This is a genomic window from Trichocoleus sp. Lan, assembly GCF_039961855.1.
Taxonomy (GTDB): Bacteria; Cyanobacteriota; Cyanobacteriia; order Cyanobacteriales; family FACHB-T130; genus FACHB-T130.
The window spans coordinates 94,009-108,444 of the sequence record NZ_JAMPKA010000005.1; the positions used below are offsets into that span (position 1 = coordinate 94,009).

Consider the following 14,436-nt stretch of genomic DNA (forward strand, 5'->3'; position numbering starts at 1 on the left):
AGAAGGTCAATTTCATCAACTAGCTATACCATACCAGTGCCTAGGGGCGATATACCACCCGTGCATCTAGTCCGCGCGATCGCAGTAGCTCGGAGCGGCTTTCGGCAAGCTGCCGATTGGAAAATGCCCCTGCATTTACATAGGAACCTCGTTTCGATTTCGGCCCCAGATCCGCATTCGGTACATAGCGGAGGACTTTATTCAATGTTGTGTAATTCCCTGGTACGACTACCACGTAGCGATTCTCAGCAAAATTAATTCCTAATTCCTGTAGGGTTCGTGCATCTGCAATGCCGTCAGGGTATAAACGCCGAGCTTGCTGGAACCGCCTGACAGCTTGCTGGGTATTAAAACCATAAACCCCATCAATGCGACCAGGGTTGAAGCCTTGATCGCTCAATCGCCGTTGGAGATCCTCGACCTCGGAACCGCGATCGCCAGGTTGGAGACTTCTCCGACTCCTGTCGTTCCGGTTGCTGTAGTCGCTTAGTTGTTGACTTGGACGACCGGCAACATAGTCGTCTAGTGCCCGCAGCGTTTCTGAAGTAATCGTCCCGCTGGGGGATAAACCTACACTTGCCTGGAACTCCCTGAGAGCTTGCGCCGTATTTCGACCAAATACTCCATCAATACGACCGGGGTTGAATCCTGCCTGTGCTAACTGTTCTTGGACAAGCCTAATGTCTGAATAGGTATTTTCTGAATAGGTATTTTCTGAATAGATATCTTCTGGATAGATATTTTCTGCTCTCAGTGTAGGGATGTTGGGAGGAGACAGTGTAGGGTTTTCCGGAAGCGAGTCAAGAGTTCTGTCCGGAGGTGGCAGCGTAAACGGGTCATTGTTGAAGCTTTGGCTTATAGTCGGTCTAACTTGATTAAATAATTCTGCCCTGGTTCCTCGACCCACAATCCCATCTGGTGTGAGCCGATTGGCTTGCTGGAATCGAATCACCGCATTTTTAGTTTGCGAGCCAAAATTGCCAGTGGCGGGCACACTAAAGCCTCGCGCCTGTAACTGCTGTTGTAATGCGCGTACCTCAGAACCGCGATCGCCTTGTTTCAGCGTTCTCTGTGCTAACGCCTGAGAAGAGATTCCTAGCATCGCTAAGGCAACGGCAATCGATAGAAAATGAATCGTTGCGTGGCTAGAAAGTTTTTTCCAATTCAATCCGGTCAGAAATTCCTGGTTTTCCCCAACCGGAGAAACACCGGCTTCTTGTACGGGTGTTTCGTAGACTAAGGCTAGATGAAGATAGGCAAGGGTTTCCATTACTTTTTACAGCATAGATTTTAACGCCAGTCTAGCCGATTGATTGCATCAAATCGCACTCTCTATCGACGATATACCACTCGTGCATTCAGTCCTTGCGATCGCAACATCTCCGACTGGCGTTCTGCCCCAGACGCATTGGCAAATGCTCCTGCCTGAATATTAGAATCGCTACTGGAAGTATCCAGATAAGCATTCGGCACATACTGGCGCACTTGGCGCAGCGTTTCGGTAGTCTCAGCCATTACAATCACCGAGTAAGGAGAATTTGAAGTCGCAAGATACCCGGCAGCAAACCAGGTTTCCCGACCCATAATGCCGTCAATCTTTAAACCCCTCGCCACTTGAAAGCGCTTCACAGCTTGCTCTGTTTTCCAGCCAAATTTTCCATCAATAGAACCCGGATCAAAACCAGCCGCTTTCAGCCTTTGCTGAGCTTCGGTGACTTCCCGACCGCGATCGCCCAGTCGCAACCCGCGCTTACCAATGTTCATTGCACTCGTCTGCGGAGTGTTGTGCGACTTTTTACTTTTCTTGCTTTTGCTCTCCAGATATCGCTTTAATGCTTCTAGGGTCTCTGAACCCGCGATGCCGTCAGCATCTAAGTCACTGATCGCTTGGAAACGCCTCACCGCTGCCTCGGTCAACTTGCCGTAGTATCCAGTGACAGGTCCCTTATAGTAGTTGGCTGCCATCAAGTTTGTTTGCAAAGCCGTCACTTCAGCACCCCTATCCTCTATCTGTATTGCGCTAGCACTGTGGAGCAAACTGAGGAAAGCTAGATTTAGAGCCAGCGATAGTAGATAGCTTGTCGCGGTGCTAGAAAGCTTTTGCCGATTGAGATCCTTAAAAAGTTCTAACTTTTCTAGAACTGGAAAAGCCAGAGGCTCTGTCGTTTCCTCGTAAGCTACTGCTACATAAAGATAGGCAAGCGTCTCCATTCTTGTCCTGCAAAACTCTTAGCAGCTAATCCACTCACTGAAGTTTTCAGCGAAGGTTTAACTGCTATTTTTGGCTTATTTTACGTTATTTTCACGTTTTTTGTTTACTAACTACAGAGAGAATACTTTAAGCTAGATGGTTTCTAGGTCTTGTTTTTGAGAAACTCTAGACGTTTTCAGCGATTAAACTAAACCTTAGCATCAAAAATTAAGGCAACTATCACCGCTACACCAGTAATGCCTAAAGCTACGAGCGGGTGTTGACCTTGACTTACAGCAAAAGAAGTAACGATACCAGCACCCAATGCCGCGATAACGGCAGATCCTAATAAATCTTGATGAGAGTTTTTATTGAACATTGTTGCGCTCCAGCAGCCAAGTTAAAAATAGCTGTGACTTACAGTTTTACAACCTACCACCAGACTTTAGTAGGTTGAAAAGTTGCTGGAATATTGCAATTAAGATTTAAATTAAGCTAATTTTCTTAACACGTCCCAAGGTTACAAAAACAGGGGATCTCTATGCTTGTACTGCAATCCCCCGCACTGAAACTTCTGTCGGATTTCGCCTATTGCTGTTGTTCTGTCTCAACTCGCTCAATGTTACCGGCTTTGATCCAACCTTGTTGTTCGCCCTCTTCCAGACGGATCTGTTGCCATCTTTTATCATCGCTTTCTTTGATGACTACAATCCGCTGATTGTATCCGACCCCACCGACGCGGTTGGCTTCCAAAGTTGGTGCCTCTCGTAAGCTTAAACCTTCGCGCCAGGTAACGCGAGCGGTATACGCTCCAGGTTCTAGCACTTTAGCAGGAGCAGTGCTGGGCGTCGGCGTTGGGTTGGGTTGAGCGGAGGACGCCGATGTTGTCTTGACAGCGCCAGGAGAAGCTTTGGCTTTTACCTCTGGTTTATCATTTGCATAAACCGGCTTGGGCGGAGGAGCCGACAGTTTAGTTAAGAAGTAATAGGCGGTAGCACCACCACCCACAGCGAGGAGGACGATCGCTAGGAAGAAACCAATTATAAATTTTGCTAAACCCGACCAACTCATGCTTGTGATTCCGGTTGTTGCAGCTGATGAAAGCGACTACTCAAAGGGCTGTGTCTCGATGCCATACGGGCTTTACCGGCGGCTGCCCAATCTTGCAAAAACTGGATTTGCTCTTGGGCAGTCCGAGCTAGGGGCACAATCTGACTGGCGGCTTCTAAAATATCATCGGTAGTGAAGTCTCGATTCTGGCTAAAGCCAATGTGCATCGCTTCTATCAAGGTTTGCTCAATTTCTGCCCCAGAAAAATCGGGGGTTTCGTATGCTACCCGATCGAGATCGTAACTACTCAAGTTGTGAGGCCGCAGCCTGGATAAGTGTACCGCAAAAATGGCGCGACGTTCCTCTTGTTCGGGCAAACCCACAAAAAAGATTTCATCAAATCTGCCTTTGCGAAGCATTTCCGGAGGTAAAGCTTGAATATTGTTAGCAGTCGCCACGACGAATACAGGTGAAGTTTTTTCTGCCAGCCAAGTAATAAAGGTACCAAAGACGCGGCTGGTTGTTCCGGCATCGCTTTTGCCATCAATGCCAGAGAAAGCTTTGTCAATTTCATCGATCCACAGTACGCAAGGAGCTAAAGCTTCCGCTAGTTGAATCATTTGCCGGGTGCGAGATTCCGATTCTCCCACCAATCCTCCAAAAAGACGCCCTACATCTAAGCGTAATAAAGGTAAGTGCCAGTGATGGGCGATCGCTTTTGCCGTCAGCGATTTTCCGGTTCCCTGAATTCCTACTAGAAGTAACCCTCTGGGATAAGGTAGACCATATTGCCTTGCGCGTTCTGAAAAGGAACCACCACGCCGTAGCAGCCAGTCTTTTAGGTTATCTAAGCCGCCAATATCAGAAATTTTCTCGCTACTCGAATAAAACTCTAATATTTGCGTCTGGCGAATGGTTTGACGCTTTTCTTCCAGCACCAGTTCCACGTCCTCAGGGCGCAATTCTCCGTGAGTCGCGATCGCCCGTGCCAAGACACGACGAATCCGTTCCATCGATAGCCCTTGGCAGGAACGCACCAGTTCATCCAAAATTTTGCTGGTGAGGGATTTACCTGTGGCACCGAGTAAGCGTTCCACTTCTGTCTTGATCTCAGCTGGCGCTGGCAACGGAAACTCCAGGATGGTTAAGACTTCACTCAAGTCCGTTGGAATGGCAATTTGCGGCGCGACGATGACAATATTTTTCGGCTGGGATTTCAGACGCCGTGACAGATTCCTCAGCTTGCGATAAACTGATATATCTTCTAAAAAACGGGAAAAATCCCGCAAAATAAAGATTCCTGGGGCAGATGCTGCCACTTTTTCTACAAATTCTAATGCTTGAACCGGATTGCGTCGTCCAAAACCGGCATCGTTGGGGTTGCCCTGATAGCCATCGACAAAATCCCAGATATAGACTGGGCGATCGCCTAACCGTTGAGCTACCTGCGCGATCGCTACTTCTACTCTCTCCTCTTCGGGAGTTGGAATATAAATTAATGGATATCGGGCGCGTAGCAGCAGTTCAAACTCTTCACTGAAGCTCATAGCTGTTAATAGGATGTCAGTTGGTAGAAGACTTGCGGTTGTCGCGTCTCCAGGTCAGTGGTCAGTTGGTAGGGCGCGAACAAAAATCTTGGCAACCCAAAACTCTCTCCATTTAACCCGCCCGTACAATCATTGTTGCTTGATTAGTTGCCAACTACCTGTAAAAACCAAGAAAAAGCATCTTAACCTTAGGGTTCAGGTAGTATACGGAAGGGTAATGCTTGTTCCCTTAACTTGTTTGTTTCTTGCCGCTGACGCTAACCACTGACCGCTGACTATTTGGGAAATTGTTTTTTGAGTGCTTTTAAAGCTTCCCATCGGCGGTCAGATAAACTGTCCGAGCCATTAGTATTTGCTGGTTGAATCCCCGAACAATCTTTGTCACAAAGCTGCCTTGGGGGAATTGCCAAACACATTTGTTCGTATAGCCAAACATCAGGCTGAAAATGACCCTGTGGCGGCAGCATTTCCAACAAATCTTCGAGTGGTGTTTCTCGTTCTACAGGCCCTGTGTCTGGTTGCTCAGCCGCTTCATCTAACCAAATCATTTCTGATGTGTTGATAGCTAGACGGTGATTATACTGTTGCAAGCAACGATGACAAGTGAGAGTGACAATTGCTTCTGCTTTCACAGAAACATCCAGGTAATTTCCTTGATGGGAAACTTTTATCTGTCCGCGCACGGGCGTCAAAGTTTCCAGTTCTGGTAAAAACTCATCAATTTGAATGACTTCTGAGCGCTCTGGCGCTTTCAGAAGCCCAGGAATATAAATCGCCTTCATAATGCTTCAGCCATCCTTCCAACCCGATTAAAAAAGGAAAACAAAAAACAAAAAATTATTTCTTATTTTCCTTTTTTAACTCTTAATTTTTTAATCGTACAACCAGACGCCGGTCTGGTTCTTGACCCCGACTATAGGTTTCTAAATCCTCGCACTCTTGGAAAAAAGTATGAACTTGACGCCGCTCTGCTGAAGACAAGGATTTTATTTCAAATTCTTGACCAGAAGAACGAACTTGCTGAGCGGCATCCTCAGCAAGTTCTTGGAGTTCCGCTTGACGCCGAGCGCGATAGCCATCAAGTTCAATGGTGTAAGCCGTCTGCTCCTCCCGCTCTTGACCCAAGTTCAAAATGGCATTGGCAAGGTACTGGATGGCATCGAGAGTCGCACCTTCAGAACCTACTAAGGCTTGAATTTGTGCGGATGTTAGTTTGGTTTCGTCGATTGTCAACCAGTAAGTTTCTAATTCTGCTTGGGAGGAGTCGCTGCTTTGTGGAATCGTTTGGATTGCGGTTTCTTTAACGCCGGTAGGAAATTTGGCTAGTTGCAGGAGTTGCTCTAGCCACTGCTGACCCCGCTGCATTCTGCGATCGCTCATAGCTAACTCGAAGCCTTTTTCTTAGAACGACCTGGTTCAAAGGGAAGTGCTTCTCTTTCCTTTGCTTTCGTTTCTTTTTCTTGAACTTCTACCATTTTCTGAAGGTTTTCTGGTAGGGGTTCGCGCGACAAAATAAACGTCTGAGCAGTTTGGAAAATGTTAGCAATGACCATGTACATCAACACTCCTGCTGGCAGGGGGAAGAACAAAAACATCCCAGAAAAGAGGATTGGGGTAATTTTGTTGACCGTAGCCTGCTGGGCGTTTGCATCGCTGGAATCGTTCTGTCCGGAGAGAACCTGGTTGAGATACAAACTGATGCCAAAGAATAGCACCATGCCGATAATATCCCAGTGAATGGTTCCGTCTTCATCAAAAGCGCCCACACGACCTAACGCATCAATAAAGAGAAATCCTTTATCTGCCGCTAGTCCTGGAACTGTTCCCTGAACGGTGACTTCCCCAGGCTGAAGAGCTTCCACGCTGCCATCTTCATTCACCTGTACCCGTTCTTCGCCTTTAGTGACCTTCCAGCGGGGAATCAGCTTAGTTTCAGGATAGTCGGCGAGGAGTTCCCGAAGGGGTTTGCCCTCCACGGTTTGAAATTCAATTTTAGCCTTTTCCCCAACCGTCAGGCGGTTCCCTCCCGGCAGCAGCGCCGCAATCGGGGCATGAACGCCATCTGAAAAGTAAATGTTTTGTGGCGCTGTCACGAAAGCTTGCGGCTGAATCCGTTCAATTTGTTCTTGAGGAAAGATTTGCAAATTGACCGTGTAGTTCACATCCGAGAATGGCGATCCCCGCAAGGTGGCAAATAGTGCAAAGAGAATCGGCATTTGCAGCAACACAGGGAAGCACCCAGCTAAGGGATTGCCAAATTCTTTGAACAGCTTGCTCATTTCCTCCTGCTGTTTTGCAGGATCGTCCTTGTAAAGCTTCTGAATTTCTTCTTGTCGCTTTTTCATCAGCGGTTGGGAAACTTTCATCCGCCGCATATTGCGAATGGAGCCAGCACTCAGGGGATAGAGAGCAAAGCGAATTACAAGTGTCAGCGCCACGATGGCGAGACCATAGCTAGGCACAATCCCGTAGAAGAAATCCAGGATTGGCAGCATGACATTATTGGAGAGAAACCCGATACCAAAGTCCATTCGTTCTGAGTTAGAGGGGGCGCTAGTAGCTTGTGGAGAATCTTAATCTAAGTTATCTAATGTTTGTGATTTTTGGGTTATAAAACACACAAAAGCCAGGGTAGAGTCGCTGGGGAATTTTAGATAAGCAATTGACAATTCAATTCGAGCATCTAAAATTTCTTGACTTTTGAGGCAATTCTATCGACTCGCGGAACCATCCGCTGGTTTGCCGGTTCTGGCTGCCATTTTCTCGTTGATGTAGTCATAAATTTCCCGGAATCGAGGTAAGGCTCTGAGTTCCAGGCGACTGCCATCTCGAAGAGTGACTACCATATCGCCCCAGAGACCAATTCCACGGGGAACCTTCACGACATTAACAATTTCTGAGTAGATAATGTCGGTGCGATCGCGTCCCATCCAACCACCGGTTACCGAGATACGACGAGTGGTAATCCGGTAGCGCAACCAAAGCGCTCTCACAATTGCCCCTACCGTCAGAGGTATACAGATGACTGTAAATCCCAGCAGGATATTAATAATCAAATCACCTATGTGGGGACCGCCTTCATAGAAGGTTTCCTCTTTGATGCCCATTGAGTACCTCTGCTTCTGCCAACAACTGCTCTAATTCTCGCAAAATTTGACCATAATCGCACTCCACTGCTATGGGTCGCACAACGATGACCAACCGCCAGCCAGGTGCAATGCGAGGTAACATCTGACGAATCGCTGCCCGAATCCGTCGCTTGATTCGGTTCCGGATGACTGCTCGCTTGCTGACTTTTTGGCTGATGGAGATGCCGATGCGGGTTGGCATCACTTCAGCAGTTTTCATGCCTTTCGCGCCGCTTGACTGCCTCAACGCTCTTAAAGCAAAGTGAGGGGCATTGCGACGCAGACCGCTCTGGTACACAGCGGTAAAATCTTGCCGGTGCCTGAGTCGATTTGCTCTGGATAATGCCACTAGAAACTCCGCCCTCCTGGGTGGCTTAAAAGAAAGATGAAGGCGAAATAAATTCATCCTTCATCCTTCTTGTGTTTCTAAACGGAAAGGCGATAACGTCCCTTTTTTCGGCGAGCTTTGATGACAGCCTGACCATTTTTGGTACGCATCCGTGCTCGAAAACCAGATGTTCTTTTTTGCTTACGATTAGTGCCGCCCAGAGTGCGCTGAGTCATCGGTTTTTACTCCAGATTTAGAATCGCCGCTATAGAAAAAGTCACGATTCTCCAGCATAGCATCACACTGCGCTCCTTTTACAAGCGCCCCTTGGCTGCACAGAAGCGGACGTGGACTGTACCTTAATTAATACTCAGAATCCAGGTACCGAGATAACGGGGCAACGGTACATCGCCGGGAGTAAGAATCGCACCCGTGAAATAATAAGTTCCACCAAAAGGCGGGTTTTTCACGTTAGACAAGATTAAGTCTACGCTGTTACCAGCAGCCACTGGCTCCTGCATATAAATCAGAAGCTTGTAATTTTCTTTGTCCCAGACAACCTCTTTGAGGGGCAGCTTTTTCCCTTTGACACGGACTTCAACGTTTTTCGTGTCAAACTTGCCCTTATAGTAATCGGGATAAGTGATGACAAACTGAGCTGCCCCTAATTCCATTTTTTTGGCGGGAATCTTGAGCCGGTAGCGATCCCAAGCATCCGATTGACCGCCAAAATCTAACCGATAGCTCAGCTGATTTTGCCGTTCAACACCGCTAAAAATGGTTAACCCCGGTAGACTCTGTGCTTGGGTGAGGCTGGCAAAGCCCGTTAGCACGCAACCCGTCGCCGCTAGGGCAGAAATTAGGCGTCGCTTAGAGGATTTTGTTGACAACATAGGCTCTTGTATCTCAACTGTAGAGAATGGGCTAGAGAGTGGGCTTCGTTACTAAACTTTACTATTTTTGACTCAAGCGGGGATGTAGCCGCCCCAATGAATCCTCCCCCGTGACGCGGGAAGCGAGAAGAAAGTGCCCCCAGATGCAAGCTTGGTGAGCTTTTGAGTCGAGCGATCGCTCAGGTTAGGGCAATGGAACCAGACCGGCTCATAAAGACAGTTGATTTTAAACTAGTTGCCGCTCGGCACGATCGCGCTGCTCGGCATTTTTTTATGTACTAATGTATATCATTATGTATTTTTTTGGTTATTTATTGAATAAATTTGAAAAAATCAGCCGGAAACAAACCCTTCAATTAATCTGAATTGACGCCAGAGATTATAGGCACCAGAGGGTTTAAGAGAAAGCTTTTTATCATTGGTTAAAGCTTTGAAAACGGGTTCTAGGTGATATCGTCTTAGGACGTGCGTGAGTGTGGAACTCTAAATTCATAAAACAAAGTTAAAGATACGGATCGGAATTTAGAAATCCGCCTAGGATGCAAAAGGATAGGATGCAGAAGGGTTTCGTAGAATTGATTGGGAGAGTTCATGAGAATTGCGGTTGCAAAGGAAGTTGAAGTTGGCGAACGTCGTGTGGCACTGGTGCCTGACACTGTAGGCAGGTTAGTAAAACAGGGTCTAGAAGTGTGGGTAGAGGCGGGTGCTGGTGAGCAAGCATTTTTCTCTGATGACGCCTATAAAGCAGCTGGTGCAACGATTGTCTCGGATACAGGTGCTTTGTGGCGCGAAGCGGATGTTCTATTAAAAGTTAATCCGCCGAAAGAGCATGAAATTCATCAGCTCAAGGAAGGGGGCGTGTTGATTGGGTTTCTAAATCCTTTGGGAAATCCAAACCTAATCCAGCGTTTAGCCGAGCGCCGAGTCACCGCCTTCAGTATGGAATTGATCCCCCGCACCAGTCGGGCGCAGAGCATGGATGCTTTGTCTTCTCAGGCGGGAGTGGCTGGATACAAGGCGGTACTGATTGCGGCGGCAGCTGTGCCGAAGTTCTTCCCGATGTTGACGACAGCAGCTGGGACAATTGCACCGGCAAAAGTATTTATCATGGGTGCAGGCGTAGCGGGACTGCAAGCGATCGCTACTGCTAGACGCCTAGGTGCCATCGTAGAAGCCTTTGATATTCGTCCTGCCGTGAAAGAAGAGGTGCAAAGCCTAGGGGCGAAATTTATCGAAGTGCAGCTGAATGAAGAAACTGTAGCGGCGGGTGGCTACGCGAAAGAAGTTTCTGAAGCCTCGAAGCAACGCACCCAGGAAGTCCTCACCGAGCACGTCAAGCAAGCCGATGTCGTCATTACCACGGCTCAGGTTCCGGGCAGGAAAGCGCCCATCCTGGTGACTGAGGAAATGGTAGCCCAGATGAAACCGGGTGCGGTCATCGTCGATTTGGCAGCTGAGCAAGGCGGCAACTGCGCCTGCACGGAACCTGGCAAGGATGTACAGCGCAACGGAGTCACGATTATTGGCCCGATAAATTTACCTGCGTCTATGCCGGTTCACGCCAGTCAAATGTATGCCAAGAATGTTTTGACTTTGGTGCAATACCTGATTAAAGAGAGTGCATTGCAGCTGAATTTTGAGGATGACATCATTAGTAGTACCTGCGTCTCTAATAACGGTGAGATTCTCAATCAACGAGTCCGGGATGGTTTGACTCAGGTGAAGATTAACGCCTAGAAAAATGGTGGATGAAACCCATTTTCTCTCTAGAAAACGGGTTTCTTAGCTATCAAATTAGGTATCCAATTTTAAGATTGTCGGTGGGCAGTGTCCACCTTGACCGCTGAATCAAGAAGGAGTATTGAGCTGAATGACAGAAACCTTAATTGGCGCTTTGTTTGTATTTGTATTAGCGTCTTTTATCGGATTTGAAGTAATTAACAAAGTGCCGCCGACACTCCATACTCCCCTCATGTCTGGGGCAAATGCAATTTCTGGAATTGCCGTGATCGGGGCGCTGATTGTCTGTGGACCGCGCGAGTCAAATCTCAGCGTCATTTTGGGCTTAATTGCCGTAGTGCTAGCAACCATCAACGTAGTAGGTGGTTTCTTAGTGACGGATCGGATGTTGCAAATGTTTAAGAAAAAGGTAAGCGGGTAATGGATAAGCTTTGAATTTTGAAAAGAAGAAATTTCTCACTCAAAATGCAAACCCGAACACTCAAAACTTTTCTGATTACCAATCACCAATTACCCATTACCGACGAACAAGTGATATGACGGAATTTCTGCCAACTGGGATACAGCTGACTTACTTAGTAGCAGCGTGTTTGTTTATTCTGGGATTGAAGAAGCTGGGTTCACCGGCGACAGCTCGCACAGGCAATCAGTGGGCAGCTGTCGGGATGCTACTGGCTATCGTGGCAACACTGCTAGATAGGCAGGTGTTGAACTACGAAATGATTTTGTTGGGTTTGCTGATTGGTTCAGTGTTGGGAGCGATCGCAGCCTATAAAGTAGAAATGACCGATATGCCCCAAATGGTGGGTCTACTCAACGGTTTGGGAGGCTTAGCTTCTGCCCTGGTCGCTGTAGGAGAATTTTGGCGGCTCTTGGGCACGCAGCAAGCAATTCCCTTCGACGCCAACCTCTCGATTATCAGTAGCGTATTTATCGGCGGCGTCACCTTCACTGGCAGTATGATGGCCTTTGCCAAATTGCAGGGACTCATTAGTGGTTCTCCCATTACTTTTCCCTTACAACAACCCATCAACGCCCTCCTATTAGTAAGTTTTGTAGCAGCGAGTGCCTTCCTGCTAATTACCCCAGACAACTTACCTGTATTTCTAGCAATGGTAGGGATTTCCTTACTGCTGGGCGTGCTGTTCGTGATTCCGATTGGCGGCGGCGATATGCCCGTCGTAATTTCACTGCTGAACTCGCTTTCTGGGGTCGCTGCGGCGGCTGCTGGTTTCGTGGTGATGAACAATATGCTGATCATCTCCGGAGCCTTGGTAGGCGCTTCAGGCTTAATCCTGACCGAAATCATGTGTAAGGCGATGAACCGTTCCCTTGCCAGCGTGCTGTTTGGTGCCTTCGGGAAAGCTGGGGCATCTGGTGGTACTGGTAGTGCAGAAGGGGGCGATAAAAATGTCCACAGCATCGATACCGAAGAAGGCGCGATGATGTTGGGCTATGCGCGTTCCGTCGTGATTGTTCCCGGCTATGGCATGGCAGTGGCTCAAGCACAACACGCTGTCCGCGAATTGGCTGACGGCTTAGAAAAACTAGGCGTTGAAGTGAAATACGCCATTCACCCAGTTGCGGGACGGATGCCAGGACACATGAACGTATTGCTAGCGGAAGCGAATGTGCCTTATCCGCAGCTATACGATATGGATGATATCAATCCGCAGTTAGAGCAGACGGATGTGGCGCTGGTGATTGGGGCGAATGATGTTGTGAATCCAGCGGCTCGTCACGATTCTGCTAGCCCGATTTACGGGATGCCGATTCTGGAAGTAGATAAGGCAAAACACACGATTGTAATTAAACGCGGGATGAGTGCGGGTTTTGCCGGTGTGGATAACGAGCTTTTCTACAAAGACAAAACGATGATGCTATTTGGCAGTGCGCGGGATGTCGTGGCGAAGCTGGTTGCTGAAGTGAAGCAGCTATAAACAAATTTTGAGTTTTATATCATCACTCAAAATTGCGATCGCGATATGATACCAGTCTGCTTCAGGAGTTTAATACTCCTGAAGCTATCTTTTCTTTGGAATAAAAGATAGGTTAGGCTGGGCTTACCAGAGGCATCTGCTACATTCAGAAACCACGGCTATGTGATTTTGCATGAAAGCAGCATGAGACAATTCATCGCGGGTTTTACCGCCGCTTTAGTAGGTTTGGCGATCGCTTCGGTTGGTTCCGCGATGGCTCGTGAACCTGGTATCTATTTTAGGAATTCCCGTGCGTTGTCAGACAAGGCAGATGGGAATGGGACTCCAAAGCCGATTTTAACCAGCCAAACCGCGTCCACCACTCCAAAACAACCAACAGAGGAACTTTCCGCACTTTTAGATACGGTGGTGGAGGGCAACAGCTCGTTTGCCCTCGATCTCTATAACCGTCTGCGGAAACAAGAAGGAAACCTATTCTTCTCCCCTTACAGCATTTCAACGGCACTCGCCATGACCTACGCTGGAGCTGGCGGACAAACGGCGACCGAGATGGCGAAAGTTCTCCACTTCACCTTAGAGCAAGAACGCCTACATCCGACTTTTGCCGCGCTCATGGCTGAGCTAAACGCCAGCGAACAGCAGGGATATCAAATTGCAGTTGCGAATCGGCTTTGGGGTCAAAAGGGCTATGGCTTTAGCGATCGCTTTTTGAAAACTACCCAAAACGACTACGGCGGGGGACTCCAAGAGGTGGACTTTGCCGGTGCGACTGAACAGACTCGCCGCACGATCAACAACTGGGTCGCAAAAAAAACTGAAGACAAAATTCAAGATCTGATTGCGCCAGGGACGATCTCTTCTAAGACCAAGCTGGTGCTGACAAATGCCATTTACTTTAAAGGTGCCTGGTTCAGCCCGTTCGATCGGCAAAAAACCAAAGATGAGCCGTTTTATGTCACTCCAACGCAGCAGGTTAGCGTGCCGATGATGTGCAAGACAGAGCAATACGGCTGGGCAGATATTGGCAGCTTGAAAGTGCTAGAGCTGCCCTACGGTCAAGGCGAGGAGATATCCAAGGAATTATCGATGGTCATTCTCTTACCCAAGCAAGTGGATGGGTTGGCGAAGATGGAGCAGCAGCTGACGCCAAAAAACTTGGAACGGTGGCTATCGTCCCTCAAATACGAGCAGATGGTTGAAGTTTGGGTGCCTAAGTTCAACCTCACTTCAGAGTTTGACCTAAGCAAGGTACTGGCAAATATGGGGATGCCCGAAGCTTTCAGCGTTCAAGCTGACTTCTCGGCGATGACCGGCAAGAAAGGGTTGTTCATCTCCAAGGTGATTCACAAAGCCTTCGTGGAGGTAAATGAGGAGGGCACTGAGGCAGCTGCGTCTACAGGGGTTGGGATGACTAGGGGGGCAAACAAAGAGTTTCGAGCCGATCGCCCATTTGTGTTCCTGATTCGGGACAAGCAGTCGGGTAGCATTTTGTTCCTGGGTCGTGTGTTGAATCCGCTACAGTCAACAGCGGCTGTTGGGAAGTAAAGTTGATGCCGATCGCTTGGGAAATCGAGAAAATAGAAGATAGAGGGTTCCCAGCATTGATGCCTTTATCCTGA

At 48.1% G+C, this 14,436-nt stretch carries 16 protein-coding genes; 4 read left to right on the forward strand and 12 right to left on the reverse strand.

Going from position 1 to position 14,436, the window contains the following annotated elements; all coding sequences use genetic code 11:
- Positions 1–40: 40 nt before the first annotated feature.
- From NDA03_RS06330 to NDA03_RS06385, 12 genes are all read right to left on the reverse strand, one after another.
- Entirely contained in the window at positions 41–1,270 is a 1,230-nt protein-coding gene (locus tag NDA03_RS06330) for a peptidoglycan-binding protein (protein ID WP_190412717.1), read from the reverse strand.
- Between the two features lie 62 nt (positions 1,271–1,332).
- Positions 1,333–2,211 (reverse strand): peptidoglycan-binding protein, encoded by an 879-nt coding sequence (locus NDA03_RS06335; RefSeq protein ID WP_348237608.1) that lies wholly within the window; start codon positions 2,209–2,211, stop codon positions 1,333–1,335.
- A gap of 188 nt (positions 2,212–2,399) precedes the next feature.
- Positions 2,400–2,570: a hypothetical protein gene (locus NDA03_RS06340; protein WP_190412719.1), complete on the reverse strand. Its 171-nt coding sequence runs from the start codon at positions 2,568–2,570 to the stop codon at positions 2,400–2,402.
- Positions 2,571–2,779: 209 nt separating this feature from the next.
- On the reverse strand, positions 2,780–3,262 hold the full coding sequence (locus tag NDA03_RS06345) for an SH3 domain-containing protein (protein WP_190412720.1): 483 nt from the start codon (positions 3,260–3,262) through the stop codon (positions 2,780–2,782).
- Entirely contained in the window at positions 3,259–4,788 is a 1,530-nt protein-coding gene (locus NDA03_RS06350) for an AAA family ATPase (RefSeq protein WP_190412721.1), read from the reverse strand. The genes NDA03_RS06345 and NDA03_RS06350 overlap by 4 nt, the downstream gene beginning before the upstream one ends.
- A gap of 275 nt (positions 4,789–5,063) precedes the next feature.
- Positions 5,064–5,570 carry a YceD family protein gene (locus NDA03_RS06355; RefSeq protein ID WP_190412722.1) on the reverse strand — a complete coding sequence of 169 codons (507 nt, stop codon included), beginning with the start codon at positions 5,568–5,570 and terminating at the stop codon, positions 5,064–5,066.
- Between the two features lie 82 nt (positions 5,571–5,652).
- On the reverse strand, positions 5,653–6,168 hold the full coding sequence (locus NDA03_RS06360) for a R3H domain-containing nucleic acid-binding protein (RefSeq protein ID WP_190536250.1): 516 nt from the start codon (positions 6,166–6,168) through the stop codon (positions 5,653–5,655).
- A 2-nt stretch (positions 6,169–6,170) separates the two neighbouring features.
- Positions 6,171–7,319 (reverse strand): membrane protein insertase YidC, encoded by a 1,149-nt coding sequence (gene yidC / locus NDA03_RS06365; RefSeq protein ID WP_190412724.1) that lies wholly within the window; start codon positions 7,317–7,319, stop codon positions 6,171–6,173.
- 180 nt (positions 7,320–7,499) lie between these two features.
- On the reverse strand, positions 7,500–7,895 hold the full coding sequence (locus NDA03_RS06370) for a PH domain-containing protein (RefSeq protein ID WP_190412725.1): 396 nt from the start codon (positions 7,893–7,895) through the stop codon (positions 7,500–7,502).
- Complete coding sequence (gene rnpA / locus NDA03_RS06375; protein WP_190412726.1) at positions 7,867–8,265, reverse strand: ribonuclease P protein component; 399 nt, start codon at positions 8,263–8,265, stop codon at positions 7,867–7,869. Before rnpA ends, NDA03_RS06370 begins: the two co-directional genes overlap by 29 nt.
- Before the next feature lie 77 nt (positions 8,266–8,342).
- A complete protein-coding gene (gene rpmH, locus NDA03_RS06380; RefSeq protein ID WP_190412727.1) occupies positions 8,343–8,480 on the reverse strand; it encodes a 50S ribosomal protein L34 in 138 nt (45 codons plus the stop codon).
- Positions 8,481–8,603: 123 nt separating this feature from the next.
- Positions 8,604–9,137 (reverse strand): DUF2808 domain-containing protein, encoded by a 534-nt coding sequence (locus NDA03_RS06385; RefSeq protein ID WP_190536249.1) that lies wholly within the window; start codon positions 9,135–9,137, stop codon positions 8,604–8,606.
- Between the two features lie 591 nt (positions 9,138–9,728).
- Between NDA03_RS06385 and NDA03_RS06390 the strand changes: the two genes are divergently transcribed.
- From NDA03_RS06390 to NDA03_RS06405, 4 genes are all read left to right on the forward strand, one after another.
- A complete protein-coding gene (locus tag NDA03_RS06390; RefSeq protein ID WP_348237609.1) occupies positions 9,729–10,874 on the forward strand; it encodes a Re/Si-specific NAD(P)(+) transhydrogenase subunit alpha in 1,146 nt (381 codons plus the stop codon).
- Positions 10,875–11,007: 133 nt separating this feature from the next.
- Entirely contained in the window at positions 11,008–11,298 is a 291-nt protein-coding gene (locus tag NDA03_RS06395; protein ID WP_190412730.1) for an NAD(P) transhydrogenase subunit alpha, read from the forward strand.
- A 115-nt stretch (positions 11,299–11,413) separates the two neighbouring features.
- On the forward strand, positions 11,414–12,817 hold the full coding sequence (locus NDA03_RS06400) for an NAD(P)(+) transhydrogenase (Re/Si-specific) subunit beta (RefSeq protein WP_190412731.1): 1,404 nt from the start codon (positions 11,414–11,416) through the stop codon (positions 12,815–12,817).
- A 183-nt stretch (positions 12,818–13,000) separates the two neighbouring features.
- A complete protein-coding gene (locus NDA03_RS06405) occupies positions 13,001–14,362 on the forward strand; it encodes a serpin family protein (RefSeq protein ID WP_190412732.1) in 1,362 nt (453 codons plus the stop codon).
- Positions 14,363–14,436 lie beyond the last annotated feature (74 nt).

Excerpts from the sequence above, each read along its gene's own strand:
- rpmH (WP_190412727.1), bottom strand. The coding sequence starts at position 8,480 with ATGACTCAGCGCACTCTGGGCGGCACTAATCGTAAGCAAAAAAGAACA.
- NDA03_RS06360 (WP_190536250.1), bottom strand. The coding sequence starts at position 6,168 with ATGAGCGATCGCAGAATGCAGCGGGGTCAGCAGTGGCTAGAGCAACTC.
- NDA03_RS06405 (WP_190412732.1), top strand. The coding sequence starts at position 13,001 with ATGAGACAATTCATCGCGGGTTTTACCGCCGCTTTAGTAGGTTTGGCG.
- NDA03_RS06335 (WP_348237608.1), bottom strand. The coding sequence starts at position 2,211 with ATGGAGACGCTTGCCTATCTTTATGTAGCAGTAGCTTACGAGGAAACG.
- NDA03_RS06350 (WP_190412721.1), bottom strand. The coding sequence starts at position 4,788 with ATGAGCTTCAGTGAAGAGTTTGAACTGCTGCTACGCGCCCGATATCCA.
- NDA03_RS06330 (WP_190412717.1), bottom strand. The coding sequence starts at position 1,270 with ATGGAAACCCTTGCCTATCTTCATCTAGCCTTAGTCTACGAAACACCC.
- NDA03_RS06340 (WP_190412719.1), bottom strand. The coding sequence starts at position 2,570 with ATGTTCAATAAAAACTCTCATCAAGATTTATTAGGATCTGCCGTTATC.
- NDA03_RS06400 (WP_190412731.1), top strand. The coding sequence starts at position 11,414 with ATGACGGAATTTCTGCCAACTGGGATACAGCTGACTTACTTAGTAGCA.
- NDA03_RS06355 (WP_190412722.1), bottom strand. The coding sequence starts at position 5,570 with ATGAAGGCGATTTATATTCCTGGGCTTCTGAAAGCGCCAGAGCGCTCA.
- NDA03_RS06345 (WP_190412720.1), bottom strand. The coding sequence starts at position 3,262 with ATGAGTTGGTCGGGTTTAGCAAAATTTATAATTGGTTTCTTCCTAGCG.
- NDA03_RS06370 (WP_190412725.1), bottom strand. The coding sequence starts at position 7,895 with ATGGGCATCAAAGAGGAAACCTTCTATGAAGGCGGTCCCCACATAGGT.
- NDA03_RS06385 (WP_190536249.1), bottom strand. The coding sequence starts at position 9,137 with ATGTTGTCAACAAAATCCTCTAAGCGACGCCTAATTTCTGCCCTAGCG.
- NDA03_RS06390 (WP_348237609.1), top strand. The coding sequence starts at position 9,729 with ATGAGAATTGCGGTTGCAAAGGAAGTTGAAGTTGGCGAACGTCGTGTG.
- yidC (WP_190412724.1), bottom strand. The coding sequence starts at position 7,319 with ATGGACTTTGGTATCGGGTTTCTCTCCAATAATGTCATGCTGCCAATC.
- NDA03_RS06395 (WP_190412730.1), top strand. The coding sequence starts at position 11,008 with ATGACAGAAACCTTAATTGGCGCTTTGTTTGTATTTGTATTAGCGTCT.